Annotated in this window: 29 protein-coding genes; 19 read left to right on the top strand and 10 right to left on the bottom strand. The window is 65.8% G+C overall.

Going from position 1 to position 26,138, the window contains the following annotated elements:
- Nucleotides 1-5 precede the first annotated feature (5 nt).
- The 3 genes from ACSQ25_RS12895 to ACSQ25_RS12885 form a co-directional block, all read right to left on the bottom strand.
- Nucleotides 6-1,820, bottom strand: coding sequence for a putative bifunctional diguanylate cyclase/phosphodiesterase (locus ACSQ25_RS12895; protein WP_436106088.1), 1,815 nt, complete (start codon nucleotides 1,818-1,820; stop codon nucleotides 6-8).
- Nucleotides 1,810-2,436, bottom strand: a complete 627-nt coding sequence (locus ACSQ25_RS12890; RefSeq protein ID WP_436106087.1) for an MEDS domain-containing protein — start codon at nucleotides 2,434-2,436, stop codon at nucleotides 1,810-1,812. The genes ACSQ25_RS12895 and ACSQ25_RS12890 overlap by 11 nt, the downstream gene beginning before the upstream one ends.
- A gap of 74 nt (nucleotides 2,437-2,510) precedes the next feature.
- The gene (locus tag ACSQ25_RS12885) at nucleotides 2,511-3,218 is read right to left on the bottom strand and encodes a hypothetical protein (protein ID WP_436106086.1); all 708 of its coding nucleotides are present in this window, start codon (nucleotides 3,216-3,218) and stop codon (nucleotides 2,511-2,513) included.
- A 149-nt stretch (nucleotides 3,219-3,367) separates the two neighbouring features.
- Between ACSQ25_RS12885 and ACSQ25_RS12880 the strand changes: the two genes are divergently transcribed.
- Nucleotides 3,368-5,455 carry a 3-hydroxyacyl-CoA dehydrogenase NAD-binding domain-containing protein gene (locus ACSQ25_RS12880; protein ID WP_436106085.1) on the top strand — a complete coding sequence of 696 codons (2,088 nt, stop codon included), beginning with the start codon at nucleotides 3,368-3,370 and terminating at the stop codon, nucleotides 5,453-5,455.
- Here ACSQ25_RS12880 and ACSQ25_RS12875 read toward each other — a convergent pair.
- The gene (locus ACSQ25_RS12875; RefSeq protein ID WP_436106084.1) at nucleotides 5,445-5,843 is read right to left on the bottom strand and encodes a DUF1622 domain-containing protein; all 399 of its coding nucleotides are present in this window, start codon (nucleotides 5,841-5,843) and stop codon (nucleotides 5,445-5,447) included. The genes ACSQ25_RS12880 and ACSQ25_RS12875 overlap by 11 nt on opposite strands.
- A 75-nt stretch (nucleotides 5,844-5,918) precedes the next feature.
- On the opposite strand from ACSQ25_RS12875, the gene ACSQ25_RS12870 reads away from it, so the two are divergent.
- Nucleotides 5,919-6,467 (top strand): DUF2939 domain-containing protein, encoded by a 549-nt coding sequence (locus tag ACSQ25_RS12870; protein ID WP_436106083.1) that lies wholly within the window; start codon nucleotides 5,919-5,921, stop codon nucleotides 6,465-6,467.
- Between the two features lie 90 nt (nucleotides 6,468-6,557).
- Nucleotides 6,558-6,806 carry a hypothetical protein gene (locus tag ACSQ25_RS12865; protein WP_436106082.1) on the top strand — a complete coding sequence of 83 codons (249 nt, stop codon included), beginning with the start codon at nucleotides 6,558-6,560 and terminating at the stop codon, nucleotides 6,804-6,806.
- A gap of 64 nt (nucleotides 6,807-6,870) precedes the next feature.
- Here the strand turns inward: ACSQ25_RS12865 and ACSQ25_RS12860 are convergent, their stop codons facing one another.
- A complete protein-coding gene (locus ACSQ25_RS12860; protein WP_436106081.1) occupies nucleotides 6,871-8,571 on the bottom strand; it encodes an MFS transporter in 1,701 nt (566 codons plus the stop codon).
- 315 nt (nucleotides 8,572-8,886) lie between these two features.
- Between ACSQ25_RS12860 and ACSQ25_RS12855 the strand changes: the two genes are divergently transcribed.
- From ACSQ25_RS12855 to ACSQ25_RS12845, 3 genes are read left to right on the top strand one after another with little or no spacing between them, the layout of a single operon-like run.
- On the top strand, nucleotides 8,887-9,189 hold the full coding sequence (locus ACSQ25_RS12855; protein WP_436106080.1) for a Dabb family protein: 303 nt from the start codon (nucleotides 8,887-8,889) through the stop codon (nucleotides 9,187-9,189).
- Between the two features lie 50 nt (nucleotides 9,190-9,239).
- Entirely contained in the window at nucleotides 9,240-10,022 is a 783-nt protein-coding gene (locus ACSQ25_RS12850; protein WP_436106079.1) for an SDR family oxidoreductase, read from the top strand.
- 22 nt (nucleotides 10,023-10,044) lie between these two features.
- Nucleotides 10,045-10,953 (top strand): SDR family oxidoreductase, encoded by a 909-nt coding sequence (locus tag ACSQ25_RS12845; protein ID WP_436106078.1) that lies wholly within the window; start codon nucleotides 10,045-10,047, stop codon nucleotides 10,951-10,953.
- A gap of 133 nt (nucleotides 10,954-11,086) precedes the next feature.
- On the opposite strand, the gene ACSQ25_RS12840 is transcribed toward ACSQ25_RS12845, so the two are convergent.
- The 4 genes from ACSQ25_RS12840 to ygfZ form a co-directional block, all read right to left on the bottom strand.
- Nucleotides 11,087-12,925, bottom strand: coding sequence for a glycosyl hydrolase family 18 protein (locus ACSQ25_RS12840; protein WP_436106077.1), 1,839 nt, complete (start codon nucleotides 12,923-12,925; stop codon nucleotides 11,087-11,089).
- A gap of 103 nt (nucleotides 12,926-13,028) precedes the next feature.
- Nucleotides 13,029-13,787 (bottom strand): NRDE family protein, encoded by a 759-nt coding sequence (locus ACSQ25_RS12835; RefSeq protein ID WP_436106076.1) that lies wholly within the window; start codon nucleotides 13,785-13,787, stop codon nucleotides 13,029-13,031.
- Nucleotides 13,778-14,056, bottom strand: coding sequence for a DUF4936 family protein (locus ACSQ25_RS12830; protein ID WP_436106075.1), 279 nt, complete (start codon nucleotides 14,054-14,056; stop codon nucleotides 13,778-13,780). Before ACSQ25_RS12830 ends, ACSQ25_RS12835 begins: the two co-directional genes overlap by 10 nt.
- A gap of 6 nt (nucleotides 14,057-14,062) precedes the next feature.
- Nucleotides 14,063-15,133 (bottom strand): CAF17-like 4Fe-4S cluster assembly/insertion protein YgfZ, encoded by a 1,071-nt coding sequence (gene ygfZ, locus ACSQ25_RS12825; RefSeq protein ID WP_436106074.1) that lies wholly within the window; start codon nucleotides 15,131-15,133, stop codon nucleotides 14,063-14,065.
- Nucleotides 15,134-15,245: 112 nt separating this feature from the next.
- Between ygfZ and mltG the strand changes: the two genes are divergently transcribed.
- From mltG to ACSQ25_RS12760, 13 genes are all read left to right on the top strand, one after another.
- The gene (gene mltG / locus ACSQ25_RS12820; protein ID WP_436106073.1) at nucleotides 15,246-16,244 is read left to right on the top strand and encodes an endolytic transglycosylase MltG; all 999 of its coding nucleotides are present in this window, start codon (nucleotides 15,246-15,248) and stop codon (nucleotides 16,242-16,244) included.
- Entirely contained in the window at nucleotides 16,241-16,870 is a 630-nt protein-coding gene (tmk, locus tag ACSQ25_RS12815; RefSeq protein ID WP_436106072.1) for a dTMP kinase, read from the top strand. The genes mltG and tmk overlap by 4 nt, the downstream gene beginning before the upstream one ends.
- Nucleotides 16,871-16,872: 2 nt before the next feature.
- A complete protein-coding gene (locus ACSQ25_RS12810; protein WP_436108069.1) occupies nucleotides 16,873-17,889 on the top strand; it encodes a DNA polymerase III subunit delta' in 1,017 nt (338 codons plus the stop codon).
- A gap of 10 nt (nucleotides 17,890-17,899) precedes the next feature.
- A complete protein-coding gene (locus ACSQ25_RS12805; protein WP_436106071.1) occupies nucleotides 17,900-18,277 on the top strand; it encodes a PilZ domain-containing protein in 378 nt (125 codons plus the stop codon).
- A gap of 16 nt (nucleotides 18,278-18,293) precedes the next feature.
- A complete protein-coding gene (locus tag ACSQ25_RS12800; RefSeq protein WP_436106070.1) occupies nucleotides 18,294-18,812 on the top strand; it encodes an N-acetyltransferase family protein in 519 nt (172 codons plus the stop codon).
- 195 nt (nucleotides 18,813-19,007) lie between these two features.
- Entirely contained in the window at nucleotides 19,008-19,790 is a 783-nt protein-coding gene (locus ACSQ25_RS12795; RefSeq protein WP_436106069.1) for a TatD family hydrolase, read from the top strand.
- Nucleotide 19,791: 1 nt separating this feature from the next.
- Nucleotides 19,792-20,445 carry an ankyrin repeat domain-containing protein gene (locus ACSQ25_RS12790; protein ID WP_436106068.1) on the top strand — a complete coding sequence of 218 codons (654 nt, stop codon included), beginning with the start codon at nucleotides 19,792-19,794 and terminating at the stop codon, nucleotides 20,443-20,445.
- 124 nt (nucleotides 20,446-20,569) lie between these two features.
- Nucleotides 20,570-21,484 (top strand): methyltransferase domain-containing protein, encoded by a 915-nt coding sequence (locus ACSQ25_RS12785; RefSeq protein ID WP_436106067.1) that lies wholly within the window; start codon nucleotides 20,570-20,572, stop codon nucleotides 21,482-21,484.
- Nucleotides 21,485-21,635: 151 nt separating this feature from the next.
- Nucleotides 21,636-21,836: a hypothetical protein gene (locus ACSQ25_RS12780; RefSeq protein WP_436106066.1), complete on the top strand. Its 201-nt coding sequence runs from the start codon at nucleotides 21,636-21,638 to the stop codon at nucleotides 21,834-21,836.
- A gap of 109 nt (nucleotides 21,837-21,945) precedes the next feature.
- Nucleotides 21,946-22,173, top strand: coding sequence for a DUF6139 family protein (locus ACSQ25_RS12775; RefSeq protein ID WP_436106065.1), 228 nt, complete (start codon nucleotides 21,946-21,948; stop codon nucleotides 22,171-22,173).
- 175 nt (nucleotides 22,174-22,348) lie between these two features.
- Nucleotides 22,349-23,248 (top strand): lipid A hydroxylase LpxO, encoded by a 900-nt coding sequence (gene lpxO, locus ACSQ25_RS12770; RefSeq protein ID WP_436106064.1) that lies wholly within the window; start codon nucleotides 22,349-22,351, stop codon nucleotides 23,246-23,248.
- An 81-nt stretch (nucleotides 23,249-23,329) separates the two neighbouring features.
- Entirely contained in the window at nucleotides 23,330-23,929 is a 600-nt protein-coding gene (gene wrbA, locus ACSQ25_RS12765) for an NAD(P)H:quinone oxidoreductase (RefSeq protein ID WP_436106063.1), read from the top strand.
- Nucleotides 23,930-24,009: 80 nt separating this feature from the next.
- Nucleotides 24,010-24,708, top strand: a complete 699-nt coding sequence (locus ACSQ25_RS12760; protein WP_436106062.1) for a glutathione binding-like protein — start codon at nucleotides 24,010-24,012, stop codon at nucleotides 24,706-24,708.
- Here ACSQ25_RS12760 and ACSQ25_RS12755 read toward each other — a convergent pair.
- On the bottom strand, nucleotides 24,662-25,975 hold the full coding sequence (locus ACSQ25_RS12755) for a hypothetical protein (protein ID WP_436106061.1): 1,314 nt from the start codon (nucleotides 25,973-25,975) through the stop codon (nucleotides 24,662-24,664). The two genes, ACSQ25_RS12760 and ACSQ25_RS12755, sit on opposite strands and share 47 nt — an antisense overlap.
- Nucleotides 25,976-26,138: the final 163 nt, after the last annotated feature.

The raw sequence follows: 26,138 nt of genomic DNA, 5'->3' as shown, positions 1-26,138 counted from the left end.
CCGGATCACGCATCCCAGCCTGGCGGATCGCCACGGCGGTACAGCGCCTCCAGGTCGCCATGCGGCAGCGGCCGCGCGAGCAGATAGCCCTGGATCTCGTCGCAGCCATGCTGCTTCAGGAAGCATGCCTGGCCCGGCGTCTCCACGCCTTCGGCATTCACCCGCATGCCCAGTGTCCGGGCGAAGGAAATCACGGCCAGGGCCACCGCGGCGGCGCTCTGGTCGGTCTCGATCTCGTGCACGAAGGAGCGGTCGATCTTCAGCTTATCGACGGGGAAGTTGCGCAGCGCGCTGAGACTGGAGTAGCCGGTGCCGAAATCGTCGATCGAGATCGTCACGCCCAGGCCCTTCAGCTCGCGCATCAGGCCGGAGGCGTATTCGAGGTCGTGCATGATCGAGCTTTCGGTGATCTCCAGTTCCAGGCAGCTGGGAGGCAGGCCGGTGTCGGCCAGTACGCCGCTGACGACGTCGACGATGCGCCGGTCACGCAATTGGCGGGCCGCGACGTTGACGGCCACCGATTTGCCCGGCAGGCCGGCCCCGTGCCACAGCATGGCCTGGCGGCAGGCCTGGGCCAGCACATGTTCGCCGAGCGCCACGATCAGGGACGAATCCTCGGCCAGCGGAATGAAGGCCTGGGGCGGCAGCAGTCCGCGCTTCGGATGCTGCCAGCGTACCAAGGCTTCCGCGCCGCGCCAGGCGCCGGAATGCAGGTTCAACTTGGGCTGGTAGTGCAGCACCAGTTGCCCGCCGGGGATGGCTTCGCGCAGCTCGGCTTCGAGTTCCATGCGTTCGGCCACCGCGGCGTCGCGGGTGCTGGCGTAGAACTGGACGCTGTCCTTGCCCGAGCGCTTGGCCCGATGCATGGCCGAGTTCGCGCGGCGCAGCAGCAGCTCGGGGTCTTCGCCGTCGAAGGGGTAGACGCTGGCGCCGATGCTGCTGGTGACCACCACGTCCTTCCCGGCGAGCCGTACCGGTTCGCGCACCGCGCCCAGCATCTCGTGGAGGCTGGGACCACTGCGTTCGACGCTGTCCAGGCCGGCCAGGATGATCACGAACTCGTCCGAGCCGATGCGGGCCACGGCCTCGCAGTCGGGTATCACGTGGCATAGCCTGCGCGCCGTCTCGCACAGGAAGGCATCGCCGCAGGCGTTGCCCAGGCCGGTGTTCATGAAACTGAAGCTGTCGAGGTCGAGATAGGCCACCACCACCACGCGGCCGTCGCGCCGGGCATGGGCGATGGCGGCATGCAGGCGGTCGATCAGGAGCGGCCGGTTGGCCAGTCCGGTCAGGAGATCGTGGGTGGCGCGGTACTCGAGCTCACGGGTCCGTTCGGCGACCCGTTGTTCGAGCTGGTCGCGCGACTGGCGCAGTTCTTCGTTGAGCTGCACCAGGCGTTCCTGGTAGAGGCGCGCGGCGAGCACCCGGCTGATGGTGCTCGAAATATTGCTGAGGAAATCGCGGTAGGGACGCAGGGCGGCTTCGTCATCCATCTGCACCACCAGGCAACCGAAATGCTGGTCGGGCGTCTGGATCGGGAAGCAGCGGCCTTCGTCGCCGATGTTTTGCTGGAAGTTGCGGGCCGGCGCCTGCGCGGCGCCTCCCTTGCAGCGTTCGAGCAGCGCGGCCAGCGCCGCGGTGGGCGGTGTCGTGCGGCCCTCGAGGTGGACGTGGGCGTCGGCGATGCCGGGCACGCCCGCCAGCGCGCGCCGCACGAAGGCGGCCAGGCGCTCGTCGTCGGGCAGCGCGTCGATGGCCTGCTGGATGACCAGCAGGCGCCCGAGCACGGCCGCGGTGGGCTCGCCCGTGTCAGCTCCCATGCGGGCGTCCATGGCCGTCGGGCGGATGCTGGTAGAAGGGGTTGCGCAGGATATGGCCGCCGACGATCATCACCGGATGGACCTGCATGACGTCGAACATCATGGCGCCGTCGAACTGGCGCAGGTCGTACTGGCACATCACGGTCACCGGCGCTTCCTTGACCAGGTCGTTGATGCGCGACTCGCATTCGATGATGCGGTCGGCGCCCGGGATGCCGCGCAGGGCCCAGGTCATTTCGCCTGCGAAGCGGGCGCCGGCATGGCCGCTCGCCAGACCTTGCTGGTACTTGGCGCGCAGCCGCGCCAGCATCGCATCCGGGTCGAAGGCGCCGTCCGGATAGTAGCCGTCGCGTGCGGTCGCCATGGCGATCTGGCCCGACAGGCCTTCGGCTGCCCGCAGCAGATCGAGTTCTCCCATCACGCGCGGCAGGTCGGCAACGCCGGGCACGTCGGCGACGTAGTCGAAGGTCTCGTGCTCGAGCAAGGCGTGGCGCGCGAACAGCGGCAGGATGCGGCGCCGCTCCTCGTCGTCGTTGTAGAGGTAGCAGATGTGCGTGCCTTCCGGATAGCGCTCATCCGTGAATCCAAGGCAGATGTGGCGTCGTTCATGGCTCATGCGGCACCTCCAGTGTCCTGTGGGGGACAGGATACACCGCTGCTGGGGAGGGAGGTGCCCGTTTGCCGGCGTGCTCAGCTCCGGCCGGGGAGTACGTAGCGGAAGCTCGGCTCGATGCCGAGCATGTGCAGGTGGTGCACGATGTCTTCCAGCGTCGCGTCCTTCAGCAGCAGGCCTTCCTGCGCGGCTGCGGGAGGCGGCGGCGCTGGTGCTTCGGTCTGCTTGAGGGACACCAGGGCATCGAGGAACTGCTTCTTGCCGATGCTCTCCAGGCCCTCCAGGAAGCCCAACTGGGCGGCGAGGGGCGGCGCCATCTCGAGTCCGGCCTCTTCGGCGAACGAGGCGCCCATGCCCGGGTGGATGAAGGCGGCCCACTTGCCGGACGCCGGGTTGAAGCTGGGCGGCAACTGGACCTGTTCGATCGGCTGCAGTTCGAGCTCGGGGAAATGGGTCTCGCGCAGCATCGCCACGAAACGGCGGATATCGCCCTCCGGCACCGGTTCCGCCAGCGACAGCCAGAGCCGGTAGCCGCTGTCGCCGGTGATGCTGACGGCGGGCGCCGGGAAGCCGAAGTGTTCCTGCAGCAGGTTGGCCACTGCGCACAGGGCTGTCCAGTGCGCTTCCGGCGCGCCCCCGCGCTGGCTGGGGAAATCGATGACGACGGCACGGGTCAGCCCCTCGCCCGACACCAGCGGGACGGCCGGGTGCCCCGACAGCTCCGTGGGCGCGGCGATTCCCGGCATGAGGTAGAGGCGTGTCAGTTGTGCGATGAGTTTGTCCATGAGCGGCAATCAGAAGAGGCTGGCAAGCCGCTATTCTGGCATACCGGCCGGCCTCAGAAAATAATACGAACGTTCTTTTAGTTGAGGTATAGTGAAGCGGTTCCGTCAGGCCGGAGCGGGCCGACCACTTACAAGGAGAAAGAAGAGACATGAGCGCCGACTACACTGTCCAGGGCAGCGTTGCCGTGGTGACCTTGAATAATCCGCCGGTGAACGGCCTGGGCCTGGCGACACGCAGCGCCGCCGTCGACGCGATCCGCCGCGCGGAGAGCGACGATGCGGTGCAGGCGATCGTCCTCACCGGCGCCGGCAAGGCCTTCTCGGGCGGCGCCGACATCCGCGAATTCAATTCGCCGAAGGCACTGACCGAGCCGACCCTGCACACGCTGATCCGGGTAGTCGAGGATTGCAGCAAGCCGGTCGTGGCCGCGATTCACAGCGTCGCCATGGGCGGCGGCCTCGAACTGGCCCTGGGCTGTCACTACCGCGTCGCCCTGCCGGGCGCCCAGATCGCGCTGCCGGAAGTGAAGCTCGGCCTGCTGCCGGGCGCCGGCGGCACCCAGCGCATGCCGCGCGTGGTGGGCCTCGAGATGGCCCTGAACATGGTGGTCTCGGGCACCCCGGTGCCGTCCGAGAAGCTGGCCGGCACCGCACTGTTCGACCAGGTCTACCCGGCCGGGACCGACCTGCTGGCGGCCGCAGTCGAATTCGCCGGCAAGGTGGCCGATGTGCGGCCGCTGCCCAAGGTGCGCGACCGCCAGGTCGATTACCCGAACCACGAAGCCTTCCTGCAGTTCTCGCGCAATTCGGTCAAGGCCATGGCCGGTCCCTTCCCGGCGCCGCTCGAATGCCTCGAGACCGTCGCCGCCTCGGTCACCAGGCCCTTCGAGGAAGGCCTGAAGTTCGAACGCGAGCGCTTCCTGCACCTGATGCAGACCCCGGAATCGAAGGCCCTGCGCCATGCCTTCATGGCCGAGCGCGCGGCCAGCAAGGTGCCGGACGTGCCCTCCGATACGCCGGTACGCAAGATCGAGAGCGCGGCCGTGGTCGGCGCCGGCACCATGGGCGGCGGCATCGCCATGAACTTCGCCAACGCCGGCATCCCGGTAACGATCCTGGAAACGCAGCAAGCGGCGCTGGACAAGGGCCTGGCCACGATCCGCAAGAACTACGAGAACACCGTCAAGAAGGGCAAGCTGACGCAGGAGAAGTGCGAGCAGCGCATTGCGCTCATCAGGGGCACGCTGTCCTATGCCGACATCGCAGCCAGCGACATCGTGATCGAGGCCGTGTTCGAAGACATGGGCGTGAAGGAGTCGGTGTTCCGCCAGCTCGACGAGAGCATGAAGCCGGGCGCGATCCTGGCCTCGAACACCTCGACCCTGGACCTGGACCGCATCGCGGCGTTCACCCGCCGCCCGCAGGACGTGATCGGCCTGCATTTCTTCAGCCCGGCCAACGTCATGAAGCTGCTGGAGATCGTGCGCGGCAAGGAGACCGGCAAGGACGTGCTGGCCACGGCCCTGGCCCTGTCGAAGAAGATCAAGAAGACCGGGGTGGTCTCGGGCGTGTGCGACGGCTTCATCGGCAACCGCATGCTGGAGCAGTACCTGCGCCAGGCCTACTTCCTGCTCGAGGAAGGGGCATTGCCGGAGCAGGTGGACGGCGCGATCGAGAAGTTCGGCTTCGCGATGGGCCCCTTCCGCATGAGCGACCTGGCCGGCAACGACGTCGGCTGGTACATCCGCAAGCGCCGCGCCATCGAGTCGCCGCACATCGCCTATTCGAAGACCGCCGACCTGCTGTGCGAGCAGGGCCGCTTCGGCCAGAAGACCGGCGCCGGCTGGTACGACTACCAGGCGGGCGACCGCAAGGCCTATGCCTCGCAAGCGGTGAACGACATGATCGTGCGGCATTCGCGGGACATCGGGCTGGAGCGCCGCGCGATTTCGGATGCCGAGATCGTCGAGCGCCTGGTGTACGCGCTGGTCAACGAGGGTGCGAAGATCCTGGAGGAAGGCATCGCGCTGCGCGCCTCGGACATCGACATGGTCTACCTGAGCGGCTATGGCTTCCCGCTGCACCGCGGCGGCCCGATGTTCTACGCGGATGCAGTTGGCCTGCCGAAGGTGCTCGACACCATCCGCAAGTATGCCGCCGGCCGCCACGGCGACGCCTGGAAACCGGCGCCGCGGCTGGAACGCCTCGCCGCCGAGGGCAAGGGCTTCAACGGCTGAGCGGCTCGTTCAGCGCGCCGGCCGGCGCCGGGGCCGCGCGCGTGGCTTCGGCCGCGGCTTCCGCCTGTAACTCCTTGTTGAGGAAGTAGTTCAGGGCGGTCCGGATCACGGCGATCGCGGCCAGCTTGCCGATCCGGTCCCAGGTCGGCGCGACCGAGGTCGACAGGATGTCGGCCGCCAGCTGCAGTTCGAGGGCCAGGGTCAGGTAGCGTGCGAAACGCAGGCGGATCGGCGTGAAACTGCCGCCGCGCTCGAACAGCAGGTGCCGCACCAGGGCCAGCACCACCAGCACGATGCCGGCTGCAATCACGATGGCGCCCAGGGCTTCGACGAACAACCGCAGCCATTCGACGCAGGCCTGGACCTGCTTTTCCACGTGCTCGAACACGGAAGCTCCTTTCGATGGTGGCGGGAAGCCGCCCTGCGCCTATACTGTCGTCTGAACCAAGCACTTGCCAGCCACATGAAGACAAAAAACGCCGCCCTTGCCGCTGCCATTGCCATCGGCGCTTTCGCCGTGATGACCTATGCCAGTCCGCACTGGCAACTGTACCGGATGCGCGCCGCGGTCGACGCGCGCGATGCGCAGGCGCTGGCACGCTACGTCGATTTTCCGCGGCTGCGCGAGAGCGTCAAGATCCTCATCATGCGCCGCCTGGGCGCCGACAGCATGCTGGCCGGCGAGCGCAAGAACCCGTTCGCGGCCTTCGGCCAGAAGATGGCGCTCGCGGTGATCGACCCGGTGGTCGATGCGGCCGTCTCCCCGATGGGCGTCGCCGCCATGCTCGACTCCGGCGACGTGCGCGTGCGGCCCATGCAGGACAGTGCGCCTGGGTCAGCCGACGAAGGGCCGCGCGGCGAAGCCCGCGAAAAGCCGAACTACGATCTGTCCTACCGCAGCCTGAACCAGGTGGTGGTGGCGCGCGCGGATGGTGGCGGCGCGGTGTTCGTGCTGGACCGGGATGGGCTGTGGCGCTGGAAGTTGGTGGCCGTCGAGTTGCCGGAGGAATAGCGTAGTCAAGCCAGGATGTGACGATCTGTGAGTTTACTCCCCCGGCCGAGGTGATAGCATCGACGGGTTTGTGACTAGCTGAGAGTACTGATGACGAATCCGATGTTGACGAACCTGGGCCGGAAGTGGTGGTTCGTCGGTGGACTGAGCGCTGCGAGCGGATCGGTGACCTTGCCCTTGCTGCACGCGGCTGGATTGGGGTCGCCGGAAACCTGGCCCCAGTGGCTGGTCTGCTTCCTGTGCTTCAGCGGTGTCTGGAAGTGCCTGAGCTTCATCGCCTGGTTCGCCGTGCTGCTGCTTGCACCATCCAGCACGCTGCTCGATCCGGTCAAGCGCTAGGCTGCCTGCCACGCAAAAAAATGCCGCTGTCTCCAGCGGCATTTTTCATTCGACCGGATGATCCTCAGTCGTGGGCGTAGATGTCGTTATCCTTGGTCTCGCGGATGAACAGGCCGCCGATGACGACGGTTGCCAGCGCGATGATGATCGGATACCACAGGCCGTAGTAGATGTTGCCCTTGAAGGCCACCAATGCGAAGGTGACGGTCGGCAGCATGCCGCCGAACCAGCCGTTGCCGATGTGGTAGGGCAGGGACATCGAGGTGTAGCGGATACGGGTCGGGAACATCTCGACCAGCATGGCCGCGATCGGACCGTACACCATGGTCACGTAGAGCACCAGGATGAACAGCAGCAGCACCAGCATTGGCTTGTTGACGCCAGCCGGATCGGCCTTGGCCGGGTAGCCGGCGGCGCTCAGCGCACCGGTGACCTGCTTCTTGAGCGCGTCTTCCTGGGCCTTCGACGCGGGGTCGAAGTTCAGGTTATCCGGCGTCATGACCGCATTGAAGGACTGGAAGGTGGTCTCGCCGACCTTGACCGCAGCCACAGTGCCGGCCGGGGCCTCCTGGATGTTGTAGCTCACCGAGGCGGCGGTCAGCATGCGGGTCGCGATGTCGCACGAGGACGGGAATTTCTTGGTGCCGGTCGGGTCGATCTGGAGGTGGCAGGTGTTCGGATCGGCGACGACGACCACCGGTGCGGTCTGGATGGCGCGCTCCAGGGCCGGGTTGCCGTAGTGGGTGATGGCCTTGAAGATCGGGAAGTAGGTCGCGGCGGCGATCACGCAGCCGCCGAGGATGATCCACTTGCGGCCGATCCGGTCCGACAGCGAACCGAAGAAGATGAAGAAGGGGGTGGCCAGCGCGAGCGAGATCATGATCAGGATGTTCGCGGTCGGCTCGTCGATCTTCAGGGTCTTGGTCAGGAAGAACAGGGCGTAGAACTGGCCGGTGTACCAGACGACGGCCTGGCCCATGGTCAGGCCGGCCAGGGCCAGGAAGGCGACCTTGGCGTTCTTCGGCTTCAGGAAGGCTTCCGACAGCGGCGCCTTGGAGGTCTTGCCCTCGGCCTTCATCTTGGCGAACGCCGGCGACTCGGCCATCGACAGGCGGATCCAGACCGACACGCCCAGCAGGATCACCGAGACCAGGAAGGGAATGCGCCAGCCCCAGGCCTGGAACTCTTCCTCGCCCATGGCGGTACGGGTGCCCAGGATCACCAGCAGCGACAGGAACAGGCCGATCGTGGCGGTGGTCTGGATATAGGAGGTGAACAGGCCACGCTTGCCATGCGGCGCGTGTTCGGCCACATAGGTAGCCGCGCCGCCGTACTCGCCGCCCAGCGCCAGGCCCTGCAGGATACGCAGCGAGACCAGGATGATCGGCGCCGCGATGCCGATCGTCGCGTGGCTCGGCAGCAGGCCGACCAGGAAGGTCGAGGCGCCCATGATCAGGATGGTTACCAGGAAGGTGTACTTGCGGCCGATCATGTCGCCGAGCCGTCCGAACACGAGGGCGCCGAAGGGACGCACGATGAAGCCGGCCGCGAAGGCCATCAGGGCGAAGATGAAGGTGGTGGTGGGGTCGCCGATGAAGAACTGCTTGGCGATGATGGTAGCGAGCGAGCCGTACAGGTAGAAGTCGTACCACTCAAAAACGGTGCCGAGGGAAGAAGCGAAAATGACTTTCCGTTCTTCCTTGGTGAGTCCGGCGGAGGAAGGTGCAGCTTTCCCTCCGGCGGTCATGCCGGGTGTGATTGCCATGTGTGTCTCCGTATAAGTATTAGTGTCACCGGAAATGCTGATTTTCTGTCAGCTGTCGCGGAGTGTGTGCCGCTTTCCTTACACGATAATTACTCGAGGCTTACACGAAGCTTACAGATCAGCTGTGCAGTGGCGGGAAGAACCGGGCTGAATTGCGTGTTTACGCTCTGGCGGCGAGCGTGCTGCGGCGCGCAATATGACTTGTCAAAATATTTACGAACGACCGTACTTATCATGATATTCTCGATCGCTCCCAAGCCTGGCCTCTGAAGCGCACAATGACGGGGCTGTTCGACATGATTTGAAAGGAAGAGAATGATCAAGCATATCGTGATGTGGAAGTTGAAGGACGAGGCCGAAGGCGCCGACAAGCTGAGCAATGCGCGCGAGGTGAAGCGTCGGCTGGACGAGTGCGCGCACATCGTGCCGGGGCAGCTGAAGTTCGAAGTGGTACTGGCCCAGCCTGGGCTGGAAGCGACCTATGACGTGGTGCTGTACTCGGAGTTCGCCGACCGGGCGGCGCTGCAGGCCTACATCGATCATCCGACCCACAAGGCGGTGGTGCCCTTCATCGGGGCGGTGCGCGAAGGACGGCAGTGCATGGATTACGAGGTGTGAGCGTGCGCTGAGGCGGCGTTCACGACATAACAATAAACGGAGACGAAGCAATGCGCAGCACCCAGGAACTCTTCTCACTCAAGGACAAGACCGCCATCGTCACCGGCGGCTCGCGCGGGCTCGGCCTGCAGATGGCCGAGGCGCTCGGCGAGCAGGGCGCCCGCGTCGTGATCTCTTCCCGGAAACAGGAAGAACTCGACGAGGCCGTCGCCCACCTGAAGGAACGCGGCATCGATGCTTCAAGCATCGCCGCCGACCTGTCCGACGAGGCCCAGGTCCAGGCCTTCGTCCAGGAAGCCGTCGCCCGCCTCGGCCACGTCGACATCCTGGTCAACAATGCCGGCGCCAGCTGGGGCGCCCCGGCCGAGGACTACCCGCTCGAGGCCTGGGACAAGGTGATGGACCTGAACGTGCGCAGCATTTTCCTGGTCACCCAGGCGGTCGGCAAACTGTCCATGATCCCGCGCCGCTACGGGCGTATCATCAGCATCTCGTCGATCGCCGGCCTGGCCGGGAATCCGCCGGGCACCATGCAGACCATCGCGTATAACACCTCCAAGGGAGCAGTCGTGAACTTCACGCGCGCCCTGGCCGGCGAATGGGGCCGCTACGGCATCACGGTGAATTCGATTGCCCCGGGCTTCTTCCCATCGAAGATGACCAAGGGCGTGCTGGCCGCCTTCGGCGCCGAGAACCTGGCCAAGGATGCGCCGCTGAACCGCCTGGGCGACGACGAGGACCTGAAGGGCGCGGTGGTGCTGTTCGCCTCCGACGCCGGCAAGCACATCACCGGACAGACGCTAGCCGTCGATGGGGGCGTGTCAGCCGTCTGATCCACCCAAGGGGAGAAGCGAGATGAAGGATTTTCGCGGCAAGGTTGCCGTCATCACGGGCGCGGCCAGCGGGCTGGGGCGCGAGTTCGCCAACACCGCCGCCGGCCTGGGCATGAAGCTGGTGCTGGCCGACGTCCAGCCCAAGGCGCTCGAACACGCCTCCGAGGAATTGCTGGCCCAGGGGGCCGAGGTGCTGGCCATGGTGTGCGACGTCAGCAAGGGCTCGCACGTGCAGGAACTGGCCGATTCGGCGATTGCCCGCTTCGGCCACGTGCACCTGGTGTTCAACAATGCCGGCGTCGGTTCCGGTGGCCTGATCTGGGAAAACTCGGAGCAGGACTGGGAGTGGGTGCTGGGCGTGAACCTGTGGGGCGTGATCCACGGCGTGCGCGTGTTCACCCGGGTCATGCTCGAATGCGCGGCGCGCGACGGCGATTTCGAGGGGCATATCGTGAACACGGCCTCGATGGCCGGTCTGCTGACGCCGCCGGCAATGGGCGTCTACAACGTCTCGAAGCACGCGGTGGTGGCGCTCACCGAGACCCTGCACCATGACCTGGGACTGGTCGACGCGCCGATCAAGGCCTCGGTGCTGTGTCCATATTTCGTGCCGACCGGGATCGCCCATTCCGAGCGCAACCGGCCCGACGACCTGGCCAGCCACGAGCGCACCACCGCCAGCCAGGCGGCGTCACAGATGCTGACTGAAAAGGCGGTCGAGTCGGGCAAGCTAACGGCCCAGGACGTGGCGCGCATCACCTTCGACGGAATCCGCGAGGAGCGCTTCTACATCTACTCGCATCCGCAGACGCTGGCGTCGGCGGCGGAGCGCTTCGAGGCGATGGTGGCGGGCAAGCCACCGGCGGATCCGTATGCGGCGACGCCCCAGATCACGGAGATGTTGAAGGCGGGTATCAAAGGGCGGCGCTAAATCCTGGCCCGCGACCTCAGCACGTCGTCCCGGCGAAGGCCGGGACCCAAGTTTGCAGGCGTACCGGCAACGCACGCGAATTGGGTTCCGGCCTTCGCCGGAACGACGGTTTTGGGGCTAGCGGTTAAACAACTCACCGGTTCGCACAGAACCCCGGATCACTGTTGGTCGCCCCCGGCGCCAGGTCCGGATTCCAGTCCGCACCTTGCAGGCTCATGATGCCGCCGTCGAGTGTGTACTTGCCGTTCCACATGCCGCCCGGCGTGCCCTGGACCGGCAGCTGGACGGTCCAGCGCAGCGCTTTCACCGTACTGTTGTTGGTGACCGCGACCTTGGTGCAGTAACCGCTGCCCCAGTCGCCGGTGATCACCAGCTTGGCGCTGAGGGCGCCGGCCGGCAGCTGCGGCGGAGTTTCCACCGGCTTGGCAGGACGGGTCGCGCACAGGCCGATTTCGGTCGAGTCACCCGGACGCAGCATCTTGTTCCAGTTCATGCCCTTCACGACCAGCTTGTTGTTCTCGAGCGTGTAGCTACCGTTCCACAGCGAGGTCACGGTGTCCGGGAAGTCGGTCTCGGCCACGAACCAGCCCGCCACATCGCCGACGTTTTTCACCGTCATGCTGCCGCACCAGCCGCTGCCCCAGTCGTTCGGCTTGTCGAAAGTGATCGACACCGTCGGCACGGGCGCCGGCGGCAGCGGATTCGGGTAGGGGCCCGGCTCGACCGCGTTCGGATCCAGGAAGGCCTTCTTGGTGGCGGTCAGCAGCGGGTTGTTGACCCCGTCCGTGGTGCCGTAGTTGACCAGCCAGATGATGGTGCCGGCCGCGCCTTCGCCAGCGCGGGTCGAATGCGCCCAGGCGCCCTTGGCGGCGATGGTCGCCGGTTCCTCGTAGCTCAGGTAGCCGGTCGCCCATTCTGGACGGGTGGCCGGGGTGTAGCCGCCCGGGTAGGTGCGGTAGCTGGTCTGTGTCACCTCGTCCCAGGCATGGATGCCCTTGTCCAGGTAGCCGTGCTTGTGCAGCTGGGCATAGTTCCAGCGCACGTCGAACACCGACCACTGGCTGAGATCGCCGTCGGTTTCCTGGTCCGGGCCGGTGTAGGGCGGCGCATAGTTCATGCCGTAAAAGCCCAGGCCCATGCCCAGCTTGGCGCGCGGGATGCCTGCGTCCTCGTACATCTGGATCGTGCTGGCGATCGACATCGGACGCGAGCTCTTGTGCCCGGTCAGGGGCGCGAAGGTGGTCGAGGTCCAGCCCTGGCCGAACCAGCCCATGCCGTAGCTCATGAAGTTGTACTGGTCGACCAGCTTCGCCACGCGCTTGTGGTGCTCGCTGACCTGGTCGATGTTGGTGTTCAGCATGCCGGCCGGGAAGGTGATGATCACGGGCTTGTCCTGGTAGCGCGGACGCGCATTGGCCTCCGCGCGGATGTCCGCGATCAGGGCTTCCAGCAAGGCCTGTTCCTCGACAGTCTTGTCCGCGATGCCTTCCCAGTCGACGTCGACGCCGTCGTAGTCCTTGGCCACCATGTAGTCGACCAGGTTCTTCACGAAGGTCGGGCGCACACCCGGCTGCGAGGAGGCGATGAAGCCGGCGTTGTCGCCTTCGCCGCCGAGCATGATCAGCGCCTTGGTGCCGACCTGGTGGGCGCGCATGACCAGGTATTCCTCGACGCTCTTGTCCCAGGCGGCGCCGGGACCGAGGTCGCGGCGCTCATGGGCGCTGCCGGCGCCGGGCACGATTTCGCCCGGCAGGCCGCTTTTGCCGCCGCCCGGGCCGATGCGCGCGAACACGAAGTGGGTCATCGCCGTCATGTCGACGTGCTCGGGCGCCTGGTAGTCGCCGTTGTCCCAGAAATAGGCGCCGTAGTAGCCGGTCACCCACTTGTTCGCAGGGGCGGGCTCGGAAGCCTGCGTGCTTGCGGCAGCGGCCAGCAGGCCCAGGAGGGCCAGGCGTTTCAGAGTGGTCTTCATCGCGTTTCCTTATGTGATTGCTATAAGGAAACACTGTAGCAGCGCGCACACCCGGCAAGATGTCGTGCAAATGTAATGCCCCCACCGGTGGGGGCGCGGGGCCTCAGGCCACCTGGCCTTCGGGCTGCAGTACGCGCTCGTGCAATGCCGGTTCGCCCTCGCGGTACAGCATGACGACCGTGGAGGTACGGGTGCCGTAACCCTCCATCTCGATGCACACCGGCGACAGCATGCGCTCGACCTCGATCGGCATGCCGGTTTCCGGCAGGCGCAGGTCGGGGGCGCGGGTCGTGTCCGCCAGCATCTCGAAATAGGCGTCTTCCGGCGCACCCTGGCACAGCAGGCTGGCGAACTGCGCCTTGGTGCGCAGCACCTTGGGCCAGGGGGCATCCAGCAGGCCGTTGGAGATGCCGTAGATCCGCCCCGGTTCCAACGGTTGGCCGTTGCGCGGGTCGGCGCCGCCGCGGTTCGAATACCAGTACAGGGTGTCGCGGTCGCCCAGCACCAGGTTGTAGCCGTTGTAGACGTCGCCCCGTGCGATCACCTGCGCCAGGTAGTCGGCGGCGGACAGGTCTCCGGTGAGGAAGCCCGCCACCAGGTCGCCGCGCGAGGGTGCGTTCTCGCGCCGCTCGGCCGGGCCGCGGATATTCGTGAGGGCGGCGAACTTCGGGCCGTTCGGGCCGGTCGTGGTCACACCCATCCAGCTGCCGCCGCCCTGCAAATCGCGTCCCGCGATCACGTGCGGGTGTTCGGGCCAGGACGCGGCCGGGGTGGCGGGACGGGCATAGAATTCGTCGCGGTTGGCCGCGGCGATGATGGGCACGCCGGGCAGCACCTGCCAGGCAAAGACGATCAGGCACATAGGCTCAGGTCCGTAAAGATTTCGGACCGGCGCGGCCCTTGGATGAATGGCTGCAGGCCGGCATCAAGCGCCGCCTGCTCGACGGCGGCGTCGAAGCCCTCCGCTACCGCTGGATAGACTTCCATCCAGGTCTGCAGGCCCTCGCGCGCCTCGGGGCGGCGCTTGAGCTGTGCCGGCGCACCCAGCTGCGCCTGCATGGCGCGCACGCGGGGAGCAAGGCTGGCGGCGTCGCCGTCGCGCACCTTGTAATAGACGTACAGGTCGATCATCGTCGCTTAGACGTCGAGCGCGTCGAGATGGTAGGGCATGTGCTGGAAAGTCAGGGCCGGGCCGCCGGCGGCGCCGTGGCGCACGTCTTCGCCGAGGGCGCTCAGCTTCATTTCCACCAGCAGGTCGGCGCCGCCGAGGCCATTGGCGGCCGCATTGACCACCATGCCGCAGGGTTGACCGGGGTCGGCCATCGAGAACACCTCGTCGCCGGCCCGCGCCGCCGGGTTGGCCACCGTCGCCAGCGCCGTGCGACGCTTGAGCTTGCCAAGGTACTGGCTGCGTGCGACGATTTCCTGGCCCGGGTAGCAGCCTTTCTTGAAATTGACGCCGCCCAGCAGTTCGAGGTTGACCATCTGCGGTACGAATTGCTCCTGGGTGGCGGCAGTGATCTGCGGCACACCGGCGTGGATGCTGGACAGCTGCCAGGCCTGGTTGCCGCCCAGCGCCAGCTCCCCCGCCAGTCCCGGCAGGGCGGCAGTGGCGGTGGCGGCATCCGTCAGCCACAGGTAGCGCGGTGCGCCGAACACGTCCGCGAGGCGGATCACGGTGCCCGCGGGACCCTCGACCTTGCCGTAGGGCGCGGCGGGCAGCTCGGCCACGTGGCGGCGCAGCGCGGTGTCGGCCTTGGCGCCACCCAGGCCGAGCACGGCGGCGAAGGGCGCTTCATCGCTGGCGTCGCGCAGCTTGGCCTTGGCGCGCAGCACGAACATCGTCAGGCGCTTCTGCAGCGGCGCCTGGATGGCGCGCGGCAGCTGCAGGTAGACGGTGTCCGGGTCGACGCCAGTGCTGCGCCAGTACAGGAAGCTCGCCTGCAGGCGGCCCTTCGGGGTGCAGTAGCCGGCCAGCCGGGCTTCGGCACGGCCGAGGTGCTCGACGTCATTGGTCAGCTGATTGTGCAGGAAACCGGCGGCCTCGTCCCCGGCAACGGCGATGAGGCCGAGGTCGGTGACGGGGGCGACGAAACCGTCGGCCAGCTCGGCGGCCGTCAGGGGGCGGCCGAAATCTTCCACTTGGGCGGCTTCGTCAATATGAAAGCGGGCACCGAGCGAGGAAAGCGTATCTGTCCAGTTGAGCATAAATCCAGTTAGTATTAGCAATTAGCTTTATCATTACGGGCTCATTATAAAGATGTCGGCAAAATCGCGCCGGACGGGGTCAAACCCGCGGCGAAACCCAAAACAAAAAAACATGGCATTCATCAAAAAACTCCTGGTCACCGGCGTCATCGTGTCGGTGGCCGCAGTCGCCGGCTTCTCGTACTGGGCCAAGAGCCCGCTCGAGACCGGCGGCCAGCCCATCGAATTCACCATCAACCCGGGCAGCGGGGTCGGCGCGGCCGCCCAGCAGATGGCCAAGGCCGGCGTGCCGGTCAATCCGCAGCTGTTCAACATCCTGGCGCGGGTGACCGGCCAGGCCGGCAAGATCAAGGCCGGCAGCTACGAGCTCAAGCCGGACACCACGCCGCGCCGCCTCCTGAGCCAGATCGTGCGCGGCGAATTCGCGCAGGAAGCCGTCACCATCGTTGAAGGCTGGACCTTCAGGCAGATGCGCGCCGCGCTGGCCGCCCACGAGCGCCTGCGGCACGACACCGTCAAGCTGTCGGACGAAGAGCTGATGAAGAAGATCTCGTCGGAGTACACCAAGCCTGAAGGCCTGTTCTTCCCGGATACCTATTTGTTCGCCAAGGGCTCGTCCGAGCTGGCGATTTATAAACAGGCCCACCAGGCCATGCTGAATCACCTGAAGGCCGCCTGGGAAAGCCGCGACACCAGCCTGCCGTACAAGAACCCCTACGAAGCCCTGATCATGGCCTCGATCATCGAAAAGGAAACCGGGCAAAAGAGCGAGCGCAACATGATTGCCGGCGTGTTCGTCAACCGCCTGCGCACCGGCATGATGCTGCAGACCGACCCGGCCGTGATCTACGGCATGGGCAAGAATTTCGCCGGGGATATCCGCAAGCAGGACCTGCTGACCGACACCCCCTACAATACCTATACGCGTGCCGGCCTGCCGCCGACCCCGATCGCGCTGCCTGGCGTGCAATCGCTGGCGGCCGCGCTGGCCCCGGCCAAGACCCAGGCCCTGTACTTCGTGGCGCGCGGCGACGGCAGCAGCCAGTTTTCGGACAACCTCAACGACCATAACCGTGCGGTCAACCAGTACCAGCGGCGGACCAAGCAATGACCCAAAGCAGTATCGAAGTACCCGGTAAGTTCATTACCTTCGAAGGCATCGACGGCGCCGGCAAGTCGACCCACATCGGCTTCGTCGCCGAGTTCCTGGCGGCGCGCGGCAAGACCGTGGTGTCCTCGCGCGAGCCGGGCGGCACGCCGCTGGGCGAGAAGTTGCGCGAGCTGCTGCTGCACGAAAAGATGCATCTGGAAACCGAGGCCTTGCTGATGTTCGCCAGCCGCCGCGAGCACCTGGCCCGGGTGATCGAACCGGCGCTGGCACGCGGCGACTGGCTGCTGTCGGACCGTTTCACCGACGCCAGCTTCGCCTACCAGAGCGGCGGGCGCGGCCTGTCGCGCGAAAAGATGGAAGCGCTCGAGCACTGGGTGCACCCGGTGCTGCAGCCGGACCTGACCCTGCTGTTCGACGTGCCCCTCGAGGTGGCGCGCCAGCGCCTGGACGCCACCCGCACGCTCGACAAGTTCGAGCGCGAACAGGCGGACTTTTTTGAAAAGTGCCGCAATGAATACCTGCGCCGCGCGGCGCAATTCCCCGAGCGCATCGTTGTCGTGGATTCGACCCAGTCTATCGCGGCGATCCAGGTGCGCCTGGCAGAAGTATTGGAGAAATTGTTGTGACGATGTATCCCTGGCAAGGAGCGGCATGGGAGCGCCTGCAGCAGATGCGCGAGCGCCTGCCGCATGCCATCCTGTTCCACGGTCCGGCGGGCGTGGGCAAGGCCGACTTCATGGAAAGCTTTGCCCAGGCCCTGCTGTGCGAGAACGTGCGCCCCGACGGACACGCCTGCGGCGCCTGCGCCTCCTGCGGCTGGTTCCTGCAGAATAACCACCCGGATTACCGCCGCGTGCGGCCGGAAGCGCTGGAAGACGAACCGTCCGAGTCGGAGGAAGGCGGCGAGTCCACGGGCAAGTCGAAATCCACCAAGGCGCCGTCCAAAGAGATCAAGATCGAGCAGATCCGGGCCCTCAGCGACTTCATGAACATCTCGACCCACCGCCAGGGCCTGCGCGTGGTCGTCCTGTACCCAGCCGAGGCCCTGAACATGCCGGCCTCGAACGCGCTGCTCAAGACCCTGGAAGAGCCGCCGCCCGGCACCGTCTTCCTGCTGGCCTCGAACAGCCTGGACCGCCTGCTGCCGACGATCCTGTCGCGCTGCCGCAAGTTCGCGCTGCCCATGCCTTCGATTGATGAGGCGCTGGCCTGGCTCAAGGAGCAGGGCGTGCAAGACGCCGACAGCTGGCTGCGCGAGCAGGGCGGCGCCCCGCTGGCGGCGCTCGCCGAGGCGGAGGCCGGCAGCCGCGAGGACATGGAGGCGCTGCTGCACTTCCTGGCCAACCCCAGCGTGGATGGCGCCATGCGCGCGGCCGAGAAACTGTCGAAGGCCTCGCTGCCGGCCCTGGTCGCCTGGCAGCAGCGCTGGCTGTACGACGTGTTTTCCACCAAGCTGTCGGGGCGGATCCGCTATTATCCGCGCTACCAGAAGGAACTTGCGGGCCTGGCGGGCAGGGTGCACACTGCCAGCCTGAACCGGGCCATCAAGGCCGCCAACGAGCGCCGCGCGGTGGCCGATCACCCCTTGTCGGCAAAATTGTTTGTCGAAGATATGTTGCTTGAGTACACTTCATGCTGCGCATGAAAGGACACCGATGAACGCCACCACCCTCGACCCGAACGTCCCGCAGCAGCCGCGGCCGTCCGTACTGTCGCTGGCGATCAAGGAAAAGGCCGCGCTGTATGCGGCCTACATGCCTTTCCTGAAGAACGGCGGCATGTTCGTGCCGACGACCAAGCCCTACAAGATCGGCGACGAGATCTACCTGATCCTGTCGCTGATGGACGACCCCAACAAATACCCGATCGCCGGCAAGGTGGCCTGGATCACCCCGGCGGGCGCCAACAACAGCAAGGCGCAAGGCATCGGGGTGCATTTCCCGGCCGACGAAGCCGGCCAGCGCGCCAGGCTGAGGATCGAAGAGATCCTTGGCGCGGCCCTGCGCTCGGCACGCGCCACCCATACCCTTTAGTTCAGTTTTTCTTACTATGCCGTCTTACGACCATCGCCTGGCCACGCGCGACGATCTGCCCCTCATCGTCGACATCTACAACTCCACCGTCGCCTCGCGCGAAGTCACCGCCGATACCGAACCCATCACGGTCGCGTCGCGCGAACAATGGTTTGCGGACCATACTCCGGAGCGACGGCCGCTGTGGGTGATCCACGATGCGGACGACAGCAGCGCGCAGCCGGAAGTGCTCGGCTGGCTGTCCTACTCGAACTTCTATGGCCGTCCGGCTTATTCGGGCACGGCTGAGGTGTCGATCTACATCGCCGAGAAGGCGCGCGGCAAGGGTATCGGGCGTTACTGCCTGGAACTGGCGATCGCGTTCGCGCCGAACGTGCAGGTGCACACGCTGCTGGGCTTCATCTTTGGCCACAATGCGCCGAGCCTGGCGCTGTTCGGCAAGTATGGTTTCGAGAAGTGGGCGCATTTCCCGCGGGTGGCGAACCTTGATGGGATCGAGCGCGACCTGATCATCCTGGGCAAGCGGGTCGCGTAACTACTTCATCCGTTAGCCCTTGCGCCGTCGTCCCGGCGAAGGCCGGGACCCAATTCCCATGTGCATTGAGACCGCATGCGCTCGTGGCCGGGCACGCGAACTTAGGCTCCGGCCTTCGCCGGAGCGACGGTTCCACGGGTGGTGGTGCAAGGCAGGTCTGCGGCTCATTCCCGCCCCTCCGGTTACAATACCGGCATGTTTATCGATTCCCACTGCCACATCAATTTCCCGGAGCTGGCGGCCCGGATGCCCGAGATCCTGGCCAAGATGGCCGAGAACAAGGTGACGCACGCGCTGTGCGTCTCCGTCGACCTGCCCGACTTCCCCCAAGTCCTGGCCCTGGCCGAACAGCATCCGCACATCTTCGCCTCGGTCGGTGTCCACCCCGACTATGAAGACACCCCCGAACCCAGCGTCCAGCAACTGGTCGAACTGGCCAATCACCCGAAAATCGTCGCCATCGGCGAAACCGGCCTCGACTATTACCGCCTCGAGGGCGACCTCGAATGGCAGCGCGAGCGTTTCCGCACCCATATCCGGGCCTCGCGCGAGACCCGCAAGCCGCTGATCATCCATACCCGCGCCGCCAGCGCCGACACCATCCGCATCATGAAGGAAGAGGGCGCCGGCACGGAGGCGGGTGGCGTCGCGGGCGTCATGCACTGCTTCACCGAATCGCTGGAAGTCGCCCAGGCGGCGATGGAGCAGGGCTTCTACATTTCCTTCTCCGGCATCGTCACCTTCAAGAGCGCCAAGGAGCTGCAGGAAGTCGCGAAAGCCGTGCCGCTCGAGCGCATGCTGATCGAAACCGATTCGCCCTACCTGGCGCCGGTGCCCTTCCGCGGCAGGATGAACGAGCCGGGCTACGTGGCCCACGTGGGCGAGTTCATCGCCAACCTGAAGGGCGTCTCGCTGCCCGAAGTCGCGGCCCAGACCAGCGAGAATTTCTTCAAGCTGTTCAATACCGCAAAGGCCTGACATGAGCACCATCCTCCGCAGCTGCCTGCTGGCAGCGCTCCTGCACACCGGCCTGGCTGCCGCCGCGACGCCCGCCCAGGTTGCCGAGTTCTTCCGTGCGGTCCAGGTCGACAACGTCTCCGCCGTGAAGGAAATGGTCGGGAAGGAAGTCAACCCCAACGAGATCAACCCGGTCGGCGGTGAGCCGGCCCTGGTGCTGGCCGTGCGCGAGGGATCGATGCGGGTGTTCGACGCGCTGCTGGTCCATCCCGGTACCAATCTGGAAGCGAAGGCCATGAACGGCAATACCGCCCTGATGATGGCGGCCTTCAAGAACAACCGGCGCGCCGCCGACGCCCTGCTGGCCAAGGGCGCGAAGGTGAACCGGCCCGGCTGGACGGCACTGCACTATGCCGCTGCCGGCGGCAGCGAAGACATCGCCCGCTTGCTGATCGCGCGCAAGGCGAAGCTGGATGCGGTGTCGCCGCGTGACAGCGGCGCCTACACGCCCCTGATGATGGCGGCGCGCGAGGGCCAGCCGGGCCTGGTGCGCCTGCTGCTGGAAGAGGGTGCCAACCCGAGGCTGAAGAATACCGAGGGCCTCACCGCGGCCCAGATCGCCGAGCGTGCCGGTCAGACCGACATCGCGGCCACCATTTCCCGCTACCAGCGCTGACGTTTTAACATGCCCGTCCGGAACTGGACGGTAAACACCCCGCAGCTCCGCGCATGGCCGCAATGCATCCTTGGCCATAATGCCTTCACGCTACAACGACCATGAAGGAAAGACGGGGCCAACCATGTTGAACGAACGCGAAATCGAAAGCTGCTACCTGGGGCAGTTCATTCCAGTCCACTACCATCACAATATGCTGATGGACCAGAACCGGATGCACAGCTTCAAGTCCGCCATCCATTACGCGGTCCGTCCGGGCGCAAAAGTGCTGGAACTGGGCGGCGGCACGGGCGTCCTGTCCTTCTTCGCCGCCCAGAAAGCGGCCAAGGTCTACTGCGTCGAATTCAACCCGGACATGGTGCGCGAGGCGCGCAAGTTCCTGGCCCTGAACCCGAACGGCCACAAGGTCGAGGTGATCCATGCGGACGCCTTCGACTACCTGCCGCCGGAGCCGGTGGACATCGTCATCTGCGAGATGATCCACGTCGCCATGCTGCGCGAGAAGCAGGTCGAGGTGATCGAGTCCTTCAAGCGCCGCTACCTGGCCAAGTTCGGCGGTCCGCTGCCGGTCTTCCTGCCGGAAGCCGTGATCATGGCGGCCCAGCCGATCGAGCAGGAATACGACTTCGAAGGCTTCCACGCGCCGATCGTGCAGTTCCAGGAGACCGGCGTGGTCTACCCGGGCACCGTCGAGCTGGCGCAGCCGGCCGTGTACAGCCTGATCGACTTCAGCCAGCCGGTCGACAATGTGTTCGCCTGGGAAGGCGGGATCGTGGTGGAGAAGAGCGGCACGCTGAATGCGATGCGCTTCATCACCAAGAACGTGCTGGCCATCGTGCAGGAAGAGTCGAACACGATCGACTGGCTCAACCACTACATGACCTTGCCGCTGGCCCAGCCGGTCAAGGTGCAGGCAGGCGACCTGGTGCACGTGGCCTTCCAGTACCGGGCCGGCGGCTCGATTCCCTCGCTGCAGGCCTCGCTGCGGGCGCAGGTGGTGAACCAGCGCGTAGCGGAGCCGGTGGCGGCCTTCGCCTGACTCACGGGGCCGGTTCTCGGAGCCGGCCCATCCAGGCAGCATTTTCCTCCATCCACCCCACCTTTTGCGCCGTCTGTCGCAGACGGATTGTCGCTTCCGCCACGCTCGCCTACAGTTCTCCTGCACCGTCAAATCCTAAGGAGCGAGAACAATGTTAGGTTTCCTGCTATGGTTGCTGCTGCTGTTCCTGTGCTGGCCCATTGCCCTGCTGGCCCTGCTGCTCTACCCGCTGGTATGGCTGCTCCTGCTGCCGTTCCGGCTGCTCGGCATCGGCGTCGAGGCGGTATTCGAGTTGCTGCGCGCCATCGTCATGCTGCCGGCGCGCATCCTCGGGGCGTCGCCTGGCCGCTGATTGTGTCCGGCTGAGTGTGGTCCAATTAACAGACGACAGCGTTTCGATCTTCTACTGTGGAACTGCCCGCTTTCATCGGGAAAGCGGGCTTTGACTTGAGGAAACGACTATGCGCCTGGATATTTACCGTAGACCAGATACCGACGGCAAGCTGTCCTACCTGGCAGTGCCGGAAGCACGCAACATCCCTGAAGAAGCCACCAATACCGACTGGGAAATCGAGGCTCGCGCCATCGAAGTCGACGACGACGCCGACCAGCTCCAGGACTACGACCTCGCCAACGTGGCCGGACAGATCAGCGAAAAGGGATATGCGATCACCTCGGTGCAGCACTGAGTTTCCAATGTCGGGCCGCTAACCGGGCCCGCTACCGGTAAGGGCGCCGGCGCTCCGCCAAGGAGTTGCTGGCGCAACATAGTTTCCCAGTATTACGACCCGGCTCCGGACGGCCGCGTGGCCGTTGTGGTATCCTGCGTCCCTTGTCAAGTAGCCAGCACGGACGGAGGTCGCAATGAAATGGGTAGTGGTCGGTTTTTATTTCCTGTCGATCCTGCACATCCACTTCCGCGGCCGTGTGCGCCTGCCTTTCCGACGCCAGCTGTTCGACCACTCGTCGTTCATGGCGCCGATTAACATCTTCATGCACAAGTTCTCGCGGGTGCCGAGCACGCCCTACATCCCGGTGAGCGAATTCCCGGAGCTGGCGCGCCTGCAGGAAAACTGGCCCATCATCCGCGCCGAGGCCGAGAACCTGCTGGCCCTCAAGAAGATCAAGGCTGCCGAGCAGAACGACGACGCCGGTTTCAACTCCTTCTTCAAGAACGGCTGGAAGCGCTTCTACCTGAAGTGGTATGACGCCAGCCATCCTTCGGCCGAGCGCCTGTGCCCCCAGACCTATGCACTGCTGCAGTCGATCCCTTCGGTGAAGGCCGCGATGTTCGCCGAGCTGCCGCCGGGCGGCAAGCTGAATCCGCACCGCGATCCCTTCGCCGGCTCGATGCGCTACCACCTGGGCCTGGCCACGCCGAACGACGACCGCTGCTTCATCGAAGTCGACGGCGAACGCCACAGCTGGCGCGACGGCCAGGGCGTGGTGTTCGACGAAACCTTCATCCACTGGGCCATCAACGGCAGCGAGAGCGACCGCGTGATCCTGTTCTGCGACGTCGAGCGCCCGATGCGCTACCGCTGGATGGGCGCCTTCAACCGCTGGTTCGGCCGCACCGTGATGACCGCGGCGGCGTCGCCCAACGAGACCGGCGACCAGGTCGGCCTGGTCAGCAAGCTGTTCCGCATCTCCTTCACCATGGGCCAGTACCGCCGCCGCTTCAAGGCCTGGAACAAGACGGCCTATAACATCACCCGCGTGGCACTGGTGATCGGGCTCGCCGCCTTCATCTACTGGATCTGACCGACGGCACGCCTGGCGCGTGCCGCCCAACTCCCGTTGGTAGCACAATGGTGTTTTACCAAACACGACAGGGAGGAAGGCATGGCGAAAGTCCTGGTTCTGTATTACTCGACGTATGGCCACATCGAGACGATGGCGCAAGCGGTCGCCGAAGGCGCACGCGCGGCCGGCGCGACGGTGGACGTCAAACGGGTGCCCGAAACCGTGCCGGAAGAAATCGCGCGCAACGCCCACTTCAAGCTGCAGCAGGACGCGCCGATCGCCACCGTCAACGAACTGCCGGACTACGACGCCATCATCATCGGCGCGCCGACCCGCTATGGCCGCATGCCGGGCCAGATGGCAGCCTTCCTCGACCAGACCGGCGGCCTGTGGGCGCGCGGGGCGCTCCACGGCAAGGTCGGCGGCGCCTTCACCTCGACCGCCACCCAGCACGGCGGGCAGGAGACCACCCTGTTCTCGATCATCACCAACCTGCTGCACTTCGGGATGCTCGTCTCCGGCCTGCCGTACAGCTATGCCGGGCAGATGACGCTTGACGAGATCGTCGGCGGCAGCCCCTACGGCGCCTCGACCATCGCCGGCGGCAAGGGGGAGCGCCAGCCGAGCGAGCTCGAACTGGGCGGCGCCCGCCACCAGGGCGAGCTGATCGCGCGCACGGCCGCCAAGCTGTTCGGCTGAGGGGCAAAAGCGGGCCATCCCCGGCAGGGACATGGGAAGTTTGCTATTGTTGGCAGTCCCGCAACTCTCGTGGACCTGCCATGAACGATCTCAGCGCTTTCGACATCACCGCCAGGTGGCCCGCGCAGCACCCCGACTGCATCCAGCTGTATTCGCTGCCCACGCCGAACGGCGTGAAGGCATCGATCATGCTCGAAGAAACCGGCCTGCCTTACGAGCCGCACAAGGTCAGCTTCGAGACCAATGACCAGATGTCGCCGGCCTTCCTCTCGCTCAACCCGAACAACAAGATCCCGGCCATCATCGACCCGGATGGCCCCGGCGGCAGGCCGCTGCCCCTGTTCGAATCCGGCGCCATCCTGATCTACCTGGCCGAGAAGAGCGGCCGCTTCCTGCCGGCCGACCCGGCGCAGCGCTACGGCGTGATCCAGTGGCTGATGTTCCAGATGGGCGGCATCGGCCCGATGTTCGGCCAGCTCGGCTTCTTCCATAAATTCGCCGGCCGCGACTATGAGGACAAGCGCCCGCGCGACCGCTATGTGAACGAATCGAAGCGCCTGCTCGGCGTGCTCGAAGGCCAGCTGGCGAAACACCAGTGGGTGGCGGGCGAGGAGTACACGATCGCCGATATCGCGATCTTCCCCTGGGTGAACAACCTGGTCGGCTTCTACGATGCCGGCGAACTGGTGGGGATCCAGGACTTCCCGCGTGTGATGGCCGCGGTCGAGGCCTTCAGGGCGCGGCCGGCGGTGGCGGCGGGACTGAAGATTCCGGCCTGAGGACGGCTGGCCGGTGCCGGCGCCGCAGCCCGAGCATCGCGGCGAGCGCCGCGCCACCCAGCCAGATGCTGCCCGGCTCGAGGACGTCGGCGGGTGGCGCAGGCTGTTCGATGTCGGTCGGTGGCCGCGTCGGACCCATGTCCGGCGTGGGAATGAAGGCTTCGGTGACGGTATCGCGCTCGGGGAACAGCGGCCCGCTGCCGGGCGGCAGCAAAGCTTGCTGCCCAGGTTCGCCCGAGGCGCCGCCACCGGACTGCGGCCCGCCCGGCTGCTCGTCTGGAACTGGCAGGAGTACAGGCGGCAGCTCGATGCCGGGGAGGGGCGGCATGCCCGTTTCGGGCTGTGGCGTCGTCGCGGGAACTTCGCCGCCCGCTTGCGACGCGGGCGTGGTGATGCCGGAGGATGGCGCCGTAGCGCCGGCCGAAGCGTCGGCGCTGACCGATCCGGTAAGCGGTGCGGGATCCGAAGCGATCACCGTGTCCGAAGAAGCCGCCGGCCGCGGCTCGCTGCGTGCGCTTCTCGACGAGCCCGACAGGCTCATGGTCGGGAGGAGGCCCCCATCGGTGGCGCTCGACGCGTAGGTGCGGCGGGACGGCGTGGCGCCCGGTGTACGCTGGCCCATATGACGCGGATTGGCGTCGTTGCCGGGCATGGAGACCAACAGGCCGTCCGGTCCCAGCGCATATTGTTCGCCTTCACCGGCGCCGAGTTCGACAGCCTCGTCGAGCACTTCCATGGTGGGCGCATGGTCTTCCACGGGGTACTGGGGCAAGTCGGAAATGCGGTTGGCGCAGCGCGCGCGCATTTCATTGCGGCCATCGCTCAGCAGGGTCTCGCCCGGCGCCAGCATGACTTTGTGCGCGGTCCAGTAAACCTTGTCGCCCTTGCGGTAAGAGACGTGGACGGCGCGCGGCTTGTCGACCACCACGGCGCGCGCCTTGTCGACATTGAAGCTCGCGTAGTGGGCTGCAACCACCCGGTCGATGCGGACGACGCGCGCAAGTTCGGCCTGGCCGGAGACACCGCCCGGCACGACTGAATAAGGATAGACGCGGCGTACTCCGGCTTGGCCCGGTTCACCGGCCGGGGCGGCATCGGCGACGGCCAGCAGGGGCAGCTGCGTGTGTGCGGAAATCGGATCGGCGTCCCACTCCAGCGTAAACAGCACGGCCATGCCGGCCAGGCCCGCGCCGAGCACGGCGGCCATGCGCTTGTGCAGGCGGGCACGTGATAGCAAGCGGCGGCTGTAGGGATAGCTGCGGTCCATGTCGGATGAAAAGTAGGAGTGATCCTACAGAGTAATTCATTTCTGTTAATAAATCCACGTTTCCTTTGCGAAAATTGACGACGATGTTGTAAAAGGGGAAATTGAACGCAGGGAACACACTTCGATTACTCAGATCGGTACGTAGTTCCACGTAGTCTTCTAG

Source organism: Massilia sp. LjRoot122 (assembly GCF_964252725.1).
Taxonomy (GTDB): Bacteria; Pseudomonadota; Gammaproteobacteria; order Burkholderiales; family Burkholderiaceae_D; genus Telluria.
The sequence above is the reverse complement of the archived record's forward strand: the minus strand, read 5'-3'. Positions and strand labels throughout refer to the sequence as shown.